At 72.4% G+C, this 12,775-nt stretch carries 13 protein-coding genes; 7 read left to right on the top strand and 6 right to left on the bottom strand.

Annotated features, from left to right (window positions below; translation table 11 throughout):
- Positions 1–138 precede the first annotated feature (138 nt).
- The 4 genes from ACIREO_RS15210 to ACIREO_RS15195 all read right to left on the bottom strand — a co-directional run bounded on the left by ACIREO_RS15210 (position 139) and on the right by ACIREO_RS15195 (position 3,342).
- A complete protein-coding gene (locus ACIREO_RS15210; protein WP_404109340.1) occupies positions 139–828 on the bottom strand; it encodes a response regulator in 690 nt (229 codons plus the stop codon).
- Positions 825–2,090: a sensor histidine kinase gene (locus tag ACIREO_RS15205; protein ID WP_404109338.1), complete on the bottom strand. Its 1,266-nt coding sequence runs from the start codon at positions 2,088–2,090 to the stop codon at positions 825–827. Before ACIREO_RS15205 ends, ACIREO_RS15210 begins: the two co-directional genes overlap by 4 nt.
- A gap of 180 nt (positions 2,091–2,270) precedes the next feature.
- On the bottom strand, positions 2,271–2,549 hold the full coding sequence (locus ACIREO_RS15200) for a hypothetical protein (protein WP_404109335.1): 279 nt from the start codon (positions 2,547–2,549) through the stop codon (positions 2,271–2,273).
- A gap of 10 nt (positions 2,550–2,559) precedes the next feature.
- Positions 2,560–3,342: a PspA/IM30 family protein gene (locus tag ACIREO_RS15195; protein WP_014156668.1), complete on the bottom strand. Its 783-nt coding sequence runs from the start codon at positions 3,340–3,342 to the stop codon at positions 2,560–2,562.
- A gap of 296 nt (positions 3,343–3,638) precedes the next feature.
- On the opposite strand from ACIREO_RS15195, the gene ACIREO_RS15190 reads away from it, so the two are divergent.
- The 3 genes from ACIREO_RS15190 (at position 3,639) to ACIREO_RS15180 (ending at position 6,224) form a co-directional block, all read left to right on the top strand.
- A complete protein-coding gene (locus tag ACIREO_RS15190) occupies positions 3,639–4,238 on the top strand; it encodes a DUF3043 domain-containing protein (RefSeq protein ID WP_404109332.1) in 600 nt (199 codons plus the stop codon).
- A 26-nt stretch (positions 4,239–4,264) separates the two neighbouring features.
- A complete protein-coding gene (locus tag ACIREO_RS15185; RefSeq protein WP_404109329.1) occupies positions 4,265–5,032 on the top strand; it encodes a class I SAM-dependent methyltransferase in 768 nt (255 codons plus the stop codon).
- Between the two features lie 118 nt (positions 5,033–5,150).
- Positions 5,151–6,224: a S1C family serine protease gene (locus tag ACIREO_RS15180; protein WP_404109326.1), complete on the top strand. Its 1,074-nt coding sequence runs from the start codon at positions 5,151–5,153 to the stop codon at positions 6,222–6,224.
- Positions 6,225–6,334: 110 nt separating this feature from the next.
- Here ACIREO_RS15180 and ACIREO_RS15175 read toward each other — a convergent pair whose 3' ends face one another.
- Entirely contained in the window at positions 6,335–6,538 is a 204-nt protein-coding gene (locus ACIREO_RS15175) for a hypothetical protein (protein WP_099176312.1), read from the bottom strand.
- 86 nt (positions 6,539–6,624) lie between these two features.
- Here ACIREO_RS15175 and ACIREO_RS15170 point away from each other — a divergent pair, with 86 nt between their 5' ends.
- Complete coding sequence (locus ACIREO_RS15170; protein ID WP_404109323.1) at positions 6,625–7,827, top strand: bifunctional adenosylcobinamide kinase/adenosylcobinamide-phosphate guanylyltransferase; 1,203 nt, start codon at positions 6,625–6,627, stop codon at positions 7,825–7,827.
- Positions 7,828–7,939: 112 nt separating this feature from the next.
- A complete protein-coding gene (cobT, locus tag ACIREO_RS15165; RefSeq protein ID WP_404109320.1) occupies positions 7,940–9,064 on the top strand; it encodes a nicotinate-nucleotide--dimethylbenzimidazole phosphoribosyltransferase in 1,125 nt (374 codons plus the stop codon).
- Positions 9,065–9,115: 51 nt separating this feature from the next.
- Here the strand turns inward: cobT and ACIREO_RS15160 are convergent, their stop codons facing one another.
- Positions 9,116–9,889: a hypothetical protein gene (locus ACIREO_RS15160; RefSeq protein WP_404109317.1), complete on the bottom strand. Its 774-nt coding sequence runs from the start codon at positions 9,887–9,889 to the stop codon at positions 9,116–9,118.
- A gap of 76 nt (positions 9,890–9,965) precedes the next feature.
- On the opposite strand from ACIREO_RS15160, the gene ACIREO_RS15155 reads away from it, so the two are divergent.
- Positions 9,966–10,748: an adenosylcobinamide-GDP ribazoletransferase gene (locus ACIREO_RS15155; protein ID WP_404109314.1), complete on the top strand. Its 783-nt coding sequence runs from the start codon at positions 9,966–9,968 to the stop codon at positions 10,746–10,748.
- A 183-nt stretch (positions 10,749–10,931) separates the two neighbouring features.
- Positions 10,932–12,491, top strand: coding sequence for a leucyl aminopeptidase (locus ACIREO_RS15150; RefSeq protein WP_404109311.1), 1,560 nt, complete (start codon positions 10,932–10,934; stop codon positions 12,489–12,491).
- Positions 12,492–12,775: the final 284 nt, after the last annotated feature.

The following is a 12,775-nucleotide window of genomic DNA, read 5'->3' as shown; positions in this document are numbered from 1 at the left end:
CGGTGCTCACTTCGGTGATCACAGGGGACACAGCCCGCCCATCTATACGATCGCCGGTCCCATGAGCGAAATCGTCGGCCCCCGGGTTGCTTTCTTATCCCGCGCATACCGCAGCTGGAGTAGCCCGGTCTCCACCCGTCACTCCACCCTGGGGCGGACCAGGCCCGATTCATACGCAATGACCACCAATTGCGCCCGGTCCCGCGCGCCCAGTTTCGCCATGGCCCGGTTCACATGGGTCTTCACGGTGAGAGGGCTGACGACGAGCCGGTCGGCGATCTGGTCGTTGGAGTGTCCGCCCGCGACCTGGACGAGAACCTCACGCTCGCGCCCGGTGAGCGCGGCGAGACGCTCGGTGTACTCCTTGCTGTCCAGGTCCTCCGCGTCGCTGCCGCCCTGGGCGAGGAAGCTGGCGATGAGGCCCTTGGTCGCGGCCGGGGAGAGCAGCGCCTCACCGGCCGCGGCGACCCGGATGGCGTTGAGCAGCTCGTCCGGCTCCGCACCCTTGCCCAGGAAGCCGGACGCTCCGGCGCGCAGGGACTGAACGACGTATTCGTCCACCTCGAAGGTGGTGAGCATGACGATCCGTACGCCCGCCAGATCCGGGTCCGCGCTGATCATCCGGGTGGCGGTGAGCCCGTCGGTGCCCGGCATCCGGATGTCCATCAGCACGACGTCGGCGAGGGTCGAGCGGGCCAGTTCCACGGCCTGGGCCCCGTCGGCGGCCTCACCGACCACCTGCATGTCGGGCTCGGAGTCGACCAGCACCCGGAAGGCGCTGCGCAGCAGTGCCTGGTCGTCGGCGAGCAGCACCTTGATGGGCGTCATGCGCGTCCCCCCGTCGTCCCCACCGTGCCCGGCCCTTCCGGCGCGCGTGTGCGGGACATGACGGGCAGGATCGCATGGACCCTGAATCCGCCTCCGTAACGGGGTCCCGCCGTGAGGGTGCCGCCCAGGGCGGTGACACGCTCGCGCATGCCGATCAGGCCGTGCCCGCCGCCGTCGGCCGGCGCGGGGCGGGGACCGGCTCCGCTGCCGTTGTCGAGCACGGTGATCTCCGCTGTCCCCCCGACCCGTACGACGCTCACCTCTGCCTTCGCCCCGGCGCCCGCGTGCTTGCGCACGTTGGTCAGCGCCTCCTGGATGATCCGGTAGGCCGCGAGGTCGACCGCCGCGGGCAGCGGGCTGTCAGGGTCGGTGCAGGCGACCTCGACGGGGAGCCCCGCGTTACGGAAGGTGTCGACCAGGGTGTCCAGGACCGCGAGCCCCGGGGCGGGCTCCGTGGGCGCCTCCGGGTCGCCGGACTGGCGCAGCAGCCCCACCGTGGTGCGCAGTTCGTTGAGGGCGGAGCGGCTGGCTTCCCTGACGTGGGCGAGCGCCTCCTTCGCCTGGTCGGGGCGCTTGTCCATGACGTGGGCGGCGACCCCGGCCTGGACGTTGACCAGGGCGATGTGGTGGGCGACGACGTCGTGCAGGTCCCGGGCGATCCGGAGCCGCTCCTCGGCGACCCTGCGGCCGGCCTCCTCCTCACGGGTACGTTCCGCGCGTTCGGCCCGTTCCCTGATCGCGTCGATGAAGGCGCGTCTGCTGCGCACGGCGTCACCTGTGGCGCCGGCGAGACCGGTCCAGGCGAGCACACCGAGGTTCTCCTGGCTGTACCAGGGCGTCGTGCCGACCACCATCGCGGTCATGGTCAGCACCACCATGGTCAGCAGCCCGACCCGCCAGGTGGTGGGGCGGTCGGTGGTGGCCGCGACGGTGAAGAGTGCGATGACAGCGCTCATCACCACGGGGGCCGGCGGATCCATCAGGACGAACTCGACGGCGGACAGCAGCCCGGTCACGGCGAGTACCGCCATGGGCCTCTGCCGGCGCAGGACGAGCGCCGCCGCGGCGAGCACCATCAGCAGCACACTCGACACCTCGGGTGTCCGGGCTCCGAAGACGGGCCCGTGGCCCGGGTCCGGCTCGGCGAACGACGCGCAGAGCATGCAGGCGAGCACGGCCGTGGCGAGGCCACCGTCGAAGGCGAGGGGATGGCCGCGCAGCCAGCGGCGGGCGGGCACGAGCCCCGTTCCGAGGGTGGTCACGTCGGACAACGGTACGCGTGGGGCCGACGCGGCGGTCCGGGCGGCGTCACGGCACGGTGGCAGGGCACCCACGGCACGGTGGCAGGAGCGCGCAGCACAGTGGCCGGCCACGCAGCACGATGCCCCGCGCCGGCAGGACCGGGGCGGGGCATCGCGGGAGTGCGGGAGCGGGCGGCCCGGTCAGCCGGGGATCAGCCCGTCGTCGCGGAGCATGGAACGCACCTCTTCGAGGGTGGCGCCGGGTGACGGAAGGATCAGTTCGGACGGCTCCAGGGAGTCGTCGGGAAGCGCCGAGCCGAGCTCACGCACCTTGTCCAGAAGAGCGTGGAGGGTGGCGCGGAAGCCGGGTCCGTCACCGCTCTCCATCTCCGCGAGAAGTATGTCGTCGAGCTTGTTCAGCTCGGCGACATGACTGTCGGCCAGTACGACCTGGCCCTCCCCCATGATCCGTACGATCACGACGCCGCCCTCACTGCTTGTCGAACTTGTGCGGGGACTGCTGCGACTGCGGTGCCGCGTCCTCGGCGCCGCCTTCGATGGCCTGCTGCTGCCCGGCGGAGCCGCCGGCCAGCTCGGCCTTCATGCGCTGCAGTTCCAGTTCTACATCCGTACCACCCGAGATCCGGTCCAGCTCGGCGGCGATGTCGTCCTTCGCCGTGCCGGACGGGTCGTCGAGGGCTCCGGAGGCCAGCAGCTCGTCGATGGCTCCCGCACGTGCCTGGAGCTGCTGGGTCTTGTCCTCGGCCCGCTGGATCGCCAGGCCGACGTCGCCCATCTCCTCGGAGATGCCGGAGAAGGCCTCGCCGATCCGGGTCTGCGCCTGGGCGGCTGTGTACGTCGCCTTGATGGTCTCCTTCTTCGTCCGGAAGGCATCCACCTTGGCCTGCAGACGCTGGGCCGCGAGGGTGAGCTTCTCCTCCTCACCCTGCAGCGTCTGGTGCTGCGTCTCCAGGTCCGTGACCTGCTGCTGGAGGGCCGCGCGCCTGGACAGCGCCTCACGGGCCAGGTCCTCGCGCCCGAGCGCGAGCGCCTTGCGGCCCTGGTCCTCCAGCTTGGACGACTGTCCCTGCAACTGATTCAGCTGCAGCTCCAGCCGCTTGCGCGAGGTCGCCACATCGGCGACGCCGCGGCGTACCTTCTGAAGCAGTTCGAGCTGCTTCTGGTACGAGTAATCGAGGGTCTCGCGCGGATCCTCGGCCCGGTCAAGGGCCTTGTTTGCCTTCGCGCGGAAGATCATTCCCATACGCTTCATGACACCGCTCATGGGCTTCGCGCGCCCCCTTCTGACGGACTGAGCTCCAGCACTCCAACAGAACCCACAGTACGGGCCCTGTCTCCATTACCGCACTGTTCGAGCGCGGATGTGCTCCTCCGCAAGGACGACTGCCGCCGGCGACCGCTCCCGCGCAGGGAGTAGACGACCATCAGGGAAGACGTCGGCAACGTCCGTTCTGCCCCTGTCGGGACACTTTTCAGGACGCAGGCCGTTGCGGGATCGTTCCCGGCCGGTCTCCGGTAGTCCCGGCCGACCCCGTACCCTTGGGTTTTGTGTTCCGTAGCCGCTCCAAGGAAGAGAAGGCCCCCACCGGCAAGGTGACGGCGGACCTCTCCAAGACGCCCCGCGACCCCCAGGCTCCCAAAGGTCGCCCCACCCCCAAGCGCAGCGATGCCCAGACGCAGCGCCGACGCGCCTCAAGCGGTGCGCCGACCGATCGCAAGGAGGCAGCGAAGCGCCAGCGCGAAGCACGCCGGTCCGACATGGCCCGGCAGCGGGAGGCTCTCGCCTCGGGTGACGAGCGCTATCTGCCGGCGCGCGACAAGGGGCCCGTGCGCCGCTTCGTCCGTGACTTCGTGGACTCGCGCTTCTGCATCGCGGAGTATTTCCTTCCGCTCGCGGTGATCATCCTGATCCTCAGCGTGATCCAGGTGCAGAACATCCAGAACATCTCGCTGCTGCTCTGGCTCGGCGTGATCGTGCTGATCGTCGTGGACTCCGTCGGCCTCGCGTTCCGGCTCAAGAAGCAGCTGGCCCAGCGCTTCCCGGACACCCCGAAGCGCGGCGCGGTGGCCTACGGCCTGATGCGTACGCTCCAGATGCGCCGACTGCGTCTTCCCAAGCCTCAGGTCAAGCGGGGAGAGCGGCCCTGAGCACGGAGACCTCCGGCTTCACGGGGGTGTCCTCCCGGTGGCTGAGCGGGCTCGGCGGACTGCGCAACACGGTCCGCCAGGAGCTCGTCGCCCGGCAGCTCGACGAACAGATAGCCGCGCGCTTCCCCGTGGGGCAGCGGCTGCGGGTTCTGGACGTCGGCATGGGCCAGGGCACGCAGGCACTGCGTCTGGCGCGGGCCGGTCACTCCGTGACGGGCCTCGAGTCCGACGGCGAGATGCTGCGGTCGGCACGGGAGTCCCTGGCGGGCGAGCCCGAGGGCATCCGGGAGCGGGTGCGGCTCATCGAGGGCGACGGCCGTGACACCGGGGTGCACTTCCTGCCCGGCAGCTTCGACGTGGTGCTCTGTCACGGGGTGCTGATGTACGTCCCCGAGCCGGATCCGCTGCTGGCGGGCCTGGCCCGGATGCTCGCGCCCGGCGGGCTGCTCTCCCTGCTCGTACGGAACGCGGACGCGCTGGCGATGCGCCCGGGGTCGGCCGGCGACTTCGGCGCGGCTCTCGCGGCGTTCGACACGGATACGTACACGAACAGGCTCGGCCTCGACGTCCGGGCCGACCGGCTCGGGGTGCTGCGTGCCACCCTCGCCGGGATCGCCGCCCCGCTCCAGGCCTGGTACGGCGTGCGGATCTTCACGGACCACGTGAGCAACGAGGCGGAGCTGCCCGGCCCCGAGGAGCTGGCGCAGGTGTTCGCGGCCGAGGACCGGGCGGGACGGACCGACCCGTACCGCGGGGTGGCAGCGCTGCTGCATCTCTGCGGCGTACGCGGCTGACGCCTCCGGACCGCGCGTCCGGCCGGCATGGCCCGGGCGGCTGGACCCGCCACGGCCGTACGCCTGATCGGCCCAGCAGCGCAGGCCGTCGGCGGCGGGCCCTGGCGATACTCCGGGAATGGACGCAACCCCTTCCCGCAGGCGGGTACGCCGCTCGCTCACGCCTCTGGCCGTTGGTGCCTGCGCGATCGCCCTGGCAGGCGGCTGCGCCGGGACCGGCCCCGCCCCGTCGGCCGCCCCGTCCCAGCAGGCGGTGGTGTCCCGGGCCACGAGCGGTCTGGAGGACCAGTACCAGACCGTGATCAAGGACGTGCTGCCCTCCGTCGTGCAGATCGGCGCCGGGGACGCGCTCGGCTCGGGCATCGTCTACGACGACAAGGGCCACATCGTCACGAACGCCCATGTCGTGGGCAGCGAGAAGACGTTCGACGTCAGCGTCGCCACCGGCGAGAAGGTGCTCAAGGCGTCCCTGGTCTCCTCCTATCCGGAGCAGGACCTCGCCGTCATCAAGCTCGACAGCGTCCCCGACGGCCTGCGGGCCGCGAAGTTCGGGGACACCGACGAGGTCGAGGTGGGGCAGATCGTCCTGGCGATGGGATCACCGCTCGGTCTCTCCAGCAGCGTCACCCAGGGCATCGTCTCGGCCGTGGGCCGGACCGTCAGCGAAGGCCGCTCGGGCGGCGGCACCGGGGCGACGCTCGCCGACATGGTGCAGACATCGGCGGCCATCAACCCCGGTAACAGCGGCGGGGCCCTGGTGAACCTCGACAGCGAGGTCATCGGCATCCCGACCCTGGCGGCGACGGACCCGGAGCCGGGAGGCAGCGCGGCACCCGGGATCGGGTTCGCCATCCCGGTCTCGATGGTGCGAACGGTCGCCGACCAGATCATCAGGTCCGGGAAGGTCACGGACTCGGGCCGGGCGGCTCTGGACATCACGGGCCGCACCGTCGTGGACGACGAATACCAGCCTGCCGGTGTCGCGATCGTCAGCGCCGAGAAGGGCGGGGCGGCGGAGAAGGCCGGCCTGCGCACGGGGGACGTCATCACCCGGATCGGCGACACCCGGGTCACGACGATCACCTCGCTCACCGAGGCCCTGGCGGGCGACAGGCCGGGCCAGAAGGTCACGGTGACGTACACGCGGGGGGACTCGAAGAAGACGGCCGAGGTCACCCTGGGCGAGATCTGAGAGCCGGCCGGATGAGGCCGCAGGTGAGGAGGTCCCGCCCGGACGCCGGGGTCCGGGCGGGTGCGGGGGTCCCAGAGCCTGTCGGTGATCCGAGACCGCCCGGGGGCCTCTCAGTCGGCCTGGAGGCTCATCGGGCCGTAGATCTTCGTCGCGTCCTCGAAGAGCGTCACCTGGTCCGCGCCGCCCTCGAGGAGCTCCTTCCAGAACTCACCGATCCAGGACTCCGCGTCGCCCTGAGTCGTGAACTCCTCCGGCTGCAGCGCCGGCTCCGTCTCCGTACCGTCGGACTTCTCGAACCGCCACGTCCACGCCATGTCCGCCTCCTGGGTCACGTTGCTCCCCGAAGACTAGTGGGTGTCCCGGGCGCGCAGGTGGTTCACGGACACGGGAGGATCAGAGCGTGGAACTGACACTGCTCGGCACCGGAGCCCCCGACGGGCTGCCGCGGCCCGACTGCCCTTGCGCCGTCTGCGCGTCCTCCCGCGGCGCCGGGGCGCGCGCCGCGACCGCGCTGCTCGTGGACGACGCACTGCTGCTGGATCTGACCCCGGGCGCCGTGTTCGCCGCCGCCCGCGCGGGACACTCGCTCGCCGGCGTGCGGCAGGTGCTGCTGACCCACCCCCATGACGGGCCCGCGGTGGAGCTGCCCGCCTCTCTCCCGCCCGCGGGGCGTGTCCCGGACGGCCAGGAGCTGACGCTGATCAGCGGACACCGGATCCGGGCCCTGGCGATGGACTCCCCCGGCACCGGTTACGAGGTGACCGCACCGGAGGGCGAGCGCCTGCTCTATCTGCCTCCCGGGGCCTCCCCCGCCGGTCTGGCCGACGCGGTGGCGGAGCCGTACGACATGGTCGTGTGCGACGTGACCGCGCGGCCGGACGCCGTGGCCAGGCTGCGGGCCGTGGGGGCCGTCGGTCCGGCCACCGAGGTGATCGCCGTCCATCTGGACCATGACGCGCCGCCCGGTCCTGAGCTGGACCGCCGGCTCGCGGCAGGCGGGGCGCGGGCCGTGCCGGACGGGACGACGCTGCCGGTGGGCGCCTGCCACCCCGTACCCGAGGTGCCCCGGCGCACGCTGGTCACGGGCGGGGCCAGGTCGGGGAAGTCGGTGGAGGCCGAACAGCGCCTGGAGACCTTCCCCGAGGTGGTGTACGTGGCGACGGGCGGCCGCCGCGAGGGGGACGTCGAGTGGGAGGCCCGGATCGGTCTGCACCAGGAGCGCAGGCCCGCCGCGTGGCGCACCGAGGAGACCTGCGAGCTGACGGGCCTGCTGACGGAGGACGGCCCGCCGCTGCTGATCGACTGCCTGTCGCTGTGGCTGACGGACGCGATGGACCGGGCCGGGGCGTGGGACGACGGCCGGTGGGCGGACGGCGGGCAGGAGAAGCTGCGCGAACGGGTCGCCGAGCTGGTCCGCGCGGTGCGCGGGACACGTCGTACGGTCGTCGCCGTGACCAACGAGACCGGCTCGGGTGTGGTCCCGGCGACGGCATCGGGGCGGCGCTTCCGGGACGAACTGGGCCGGCTGAACGCCGCCTTCGCCGCCGAGTGCGAGCAGGTGCTTCTGGTGGTGGCGGGGCGGGCACTGGTGCTGCGGGGCTGAACCAGGGGTGGGTGCGGGGCCGGGGTACGGAACGGCGTGCCGGGTACTGTTCCGCACAGGAGCCCCCGGCGGGTTCCGGCCCACCTGGCGCCGACCCGCAAGGCAGACCCCCGTGAATCTGGACGACTTCTCCGACCTGATCGAACGCCCCGACGGGGGCGTACGGCGTGATGCCGAGGAACGGCGGGAGCGGCTCGCCGTCCCCGTCGGGGCGCTCGGCCGGCTCGACGAGCTGGGTGAATGGCTGTCGGCCGCCCAGCAGTCGGTGCCCGTCAAGGCGGTCGAGCGGCCACGCGTCGTGCTGTTCGCCGGTGATCACGGGGTGGCTGAGCTGGACGTCTCCGGCCGGGCCGCGGGGACGGCCCACGAGCTCGTCCGGGCGGCGCTGGACGGCGCGAGCCCCGTCGCCGTGCTGGCCCGGCGCTTCTCCGTCCCCCTGCGGATCGTGGACGCCGGTCTGGACTGCGATCCGGAGCTGCTCCCCGACGCCGTCGTACGCCACCGGGTGCGACGCGGCAGCGGACGGATCGACGTCGAGGACGCGTTGACGGCCGAGGAGGCCGAGCAGGCCGTACGGCTCGGGATGCGGATCGCCGACGAGGAGGCCGACTCCGGCACCGACCTGGTGGTGCTGGGAGATCTGAGTGTCGGTGGTACGACGGCGGCCTCGACGCTGATCGCCGCCCTGTGCGGTACGGACGCCTCGGTGGTGACCGGGCGCGGCGGTGCGGGCATCGACGACCTGGCGTGGATGCGTAAGTGCGCCGCGATCCGGGACGCGCTGCGGCGCGCCCGGCCGGTCCTCGGTGACCAGTTGGAGCTGCTGGCGGCCGTCGGCGGAGCGGACCTGGCGGCCACGACGGGATTCCTGCTGCAGAGCGCGGTGCGCCGGATGCCCGTGGTGCTGGACGGAGTGGTCTCGGCGGCCTGTGCGCTGGTGGCCCAGCGTGCGGCCTTCCGGGCTCCCGACTGGTGGCTGGCGGGGCAGCTCAGCGGGGAGCCGGCCCAGCTGAAGGCACTGGACCGGATGGCTCTGACGCCTCTGCTGGACCACGGGGTGACGGTGGGTGGGGGAAGCGGGGCCCTGCTGGCGCTGCCGCTCGTCCAGGCCGCGGCGGCGCTGGCGGCGGAGCTGCCCGAGCGCGCCCCGGAACCCGCCCCGGAGGAGAAGGAAGCGGAGGCGGAGGAGCCGTCCGAGGACGCGGAGGCCGCAAAGGCGTCGGACACGACCGCCTGAGCGCCCCGGGCCCCGCCACCGCCCTGTCACAGGCGTGCCGGTGGCGGGGCCTCAGGTCTTGTCACCGGGGCGGGGGCCCGGCAGCGGGGTCCTGTCCGGTGCCCCGCCGATGAGGTCCTGGAACCGGCGCCGCGGCCCCGCCCAGCGGACATCGTGGTGATACGCCCGCAGCACCGCTGCGGCGCGGGCCCGGTGGCGGCGGCGGTAGAAGCGCTTCGCCCAGAGTGACGTGGGCCGGGCCAGCCGGAGCGCTCCGATCAGCGCGATGAACGGGATGAGGGTGCCGATCACCGCCATCCGGGCCTTGCCCTTGAACAGGGTGACCAGCACGAAGCCGAAGTTGACGACGTACGTCAGGACGACGCCCAGCCTGTTCTGCTGCTGCTCGCCGGTCAGTTCGTCCACGCCGAGCGGTGAGAACCCGGCGAGCACGAGACCGACGAGCGAGGCGGTGAGGACGACGGCCTCCACGCTCTGGCGGCCCTCCTCGGTCCAGTACACGTCGTCGAGGTGCAGGATCAGCGCGAACTCGTCGAGGACCAGACCGGCGCCCATCCCGAAGACCACCGCGAGGATCCCGGCCGCGACACCGTGCTGACCGCTCGCGACCGCCCCGAAGCCGCCGACCACCGTCAGGACGACCCCGGGCACCACGTGGTGGACGTGCACACCGCCGGGCGTGATGTTGCGGAACGGTCCCTTCCCGGCCCTGATCATCCGGGTGATCATCCGGGTGACGGCGAAGGTCAGCACGAACGCGCTCAGGGCGAGCAGCAGGGGGAGCTTGCCCGGCTCGACGATGTTCTGCTGGAACCAGTGACCCATGCCACCTCCGCCCGGGGACCCTTTTGGGTCGCTTTGCCCAATCTAGCCTGCTGTCGCACCGGCTAGCCTGCGCGCGGTGACCTCCCTGAACAGCCACGGCGCGCGCTTCGCCTTCGGCACCCTGACCGCACTCCCCGTCCGTGTCTCGCGCTGGGACCGCGACACCGCCCGCGCCGGCATGCTGTGCGCCCCGCTCGCCGGGCTCGCCGTGGGGCTGCTCGCGGCTGTCCCGGGGGTACTGCTCCTCTCCGGGGGGGCCGGCCCCCTGGTGGCGGCGGTCGCCTCCGCCGCGCTCCCCGCCGCGCTGACCCGTGGGCTGCACCTGGACGGGCTCGCGGACACCGCGGACGGGCTCGGCAGCGCCAAGCCCGCCGAGGACGCGCTGCGGATCATGAAGCAGTCGGACATCGGCCCGTTCGGCGTGATCACCCTGCTGTTCGTGCTGCTGGCCCAGGTCGCGGCCCTCCACGAGCTCTACGGCCGCGGCTGGGCGGACGGCGCGCTGGGCACGGTCGCCGCCGCCGTCACCGCCAGGCTCGCGCTCACGCTGGCCTCGCGCCGCGGCGTACCGCCCGCCCGGCCGGAAGGCCTCGGTGCGGCGGTGGCGGGCACCGTCCCGCCCTGGGGTGCCGCGGCGGTGGCCTGTGCGGTGGTCGCCTGCTGCGCCGCGGCGGCCGCACCGCTCGGCGGGTACGGCGCCGCCCTGCACCACGCCCTCGCCGCCCTGGCCGGCCTGGCCGCCGCACAGGTGATGCTGCGTCACTGCGTGCGGCGCTTCGGCGGGGTGACCGGTGACGTGTTCGGAGCGCTGGAGGAGACGGCCGCCACGGTGACACTGCTGGCGCTGTCCCTCGGCTGAGCACTGCTCCTGACAGGCGGCCCTTCCCTCCGGACGGCCCGCCCCCGCGAGCCGGAAGCAGGTGCGCGCGTAGGCTCGTTCCCGGCACATTGCGGGGCATCCACGATGCGCCGGGCGCGGTCGGCCACCCCTTCGACCAACACAGACCGGCACACAACTCAACGGAAGCGAGAATTCACCACCGTGACTGCTCTCACTCTCAGCACCTCAGGTGCGGCGACGCTGCGCGCCGACGCACTCGTCGTCGGCGTCGCCAAGGGCGCTGGGTCCAAGTCCGGGGACCTGGTCGTCGCACCGGGCGCCGAGGCCGTGGACAAGGCGTTCGACGGAAAGCTCGCCGCCGTCCTGGAGACCCTGGGCGCCTCAGGTGCCGAGGGCGAAGTGACCAAGCTCCCCGCCCCGTCCGGCCTCAAGGTCCCGGTCGTGATCGCGGTCGGGCTCGGTCCGGTCCCGGCGAAGGACGACGCGTACGACGCCGAGGCACTGCGCCGGGCCGCGGGCAGCGCCGCGCGTGCGCTGAAGGGGTCGAAGAAGGCCGGTTTCGCGCTGCCGACGGAATCCGCCGAGGACGCCGGGGCGGTCGCCGAGGGCGCCCTGCTGGGTGCGTACGCGTTCACCGCTTACCAGGGCGGCGAGGACAGGCTCGCCCCCAAGAGCGCCAAGTCCGGCAGGAACGACGCGAAGCTTCCGCTCGCCGAGGTCGCCCTGCTCGGTGCCAAGCCGCGTGACAAGGCCTTCAAGGCCGCCGCCGAGCGCGCCGTCGCGGTCACCGAGGAGATCAACCGGGCCCGCGATCTGATCAACACCCCGGCGAACGACCTGTACCCCGAGTCCTTCGCCGCCGTGGTCACCGCCGCCGGCAAGGAGCACGGCATCAAGGTGCAGGTCCTCGACGAGAAGGCGCTCGTCAAGGGCGGCTTCGGCGGTCTGCTCGGCGTCGGCCAGGGCTCCACGCACGGCCCGCGCCTGGTCAAGCTGTCCTACACCCACCCCAAGGCGGAGAAGACGCTCGCCCTGGTCGGCAAGGGCATCACCTACGACTCGGGCGGCATCTCGCTCAAGCCGGCCGGCCACAACGAGACGATGAAGTGCGACATGAGCGGCGCCGCCGCCGTGTTCGCCGCCGTCGTCGCGGCCTCCCGCCTCGGCCTCCGGATCAACATCACCGGCTGGCTGGCGCTCGCCGAGAACATGCCCTCCGGCAACGCGACCCGGCCGGGTGACGTGCTGCGCATGTACAGCGGCAAGACCGTCGAGGTCCTCAACACCGACGCCGAGGGCAGGCTCGTTCTCGCCGACGCGCTGACCCGCGCCTCGGAGGAGAAGCCGGACGCGATCGTCGACGTGGCGACCCTGACCGGTGCGATGGTCCTGGCGCTGGGCAACCGCACCTTCGCCGTCATGGCCAACGACGACGCGTTCCGTACGTCGGTCCACGAGATCGCCGAGGAGGTCGGTGAGGCCTCCTGGCCGATGCCGCTCCTCGCCGACCTGCGCAAGGGCATGGACTCCCCGACCGCCGACATCGCCAACATGGGCGAGCGGATGGGCGGCGGCCTGGTGGCCGGCCTCTTCCTGCAGGAGTTCGTGGGCGAGGGCATCGCCTGGGCGCACCTGGACATCGCGGGCCCCGCGTTCCACGAGGGCGCGCCCTACGGCTACACCCCCAAGGGCGGCACCGGATCCGCGATCCGCACCCTGGTGCGGCTGGCGGAGCGCACCGCGGACGGCGACCTCGGCTGACCGGCCCCGTTCGCGGACCTCGCGCGCGGGGTTCACTCACGGCGCAGACGGCCCCGGGCATACGTCCGGGGCCGTGGGCGTTGATCCCGGTGTCTCCGAACGGCATATTTCCGGAAATCTGTACGCATCGGTATCCGTCCGGAACGGATCTTCGTCCCGCTCGGAGCAGGGGCCCGCGTCCCGTCCGCGCGCAACAAGTGCGAAGATGGGTTCTCGGCAGGACAGGGCCCACACCACAGGGCCGAATAACGCAAGCGGCCGAACACCAGCCGACCGGCCGGTCA

Origin of the sequence: Streptomyces sp. NPDC102441 (assembly GCF_044765585.1) — a bacterium.
Lineage (GTDB): Bacteria > Actinomycetota > Actinomycetes > Streptomycetales > Streptomycetaceae > Streptomyces.
Note: the sequence above shows the minus strand (reverse complement) of the source record. Positions and strands in the feature narration are given on the sequence as shown.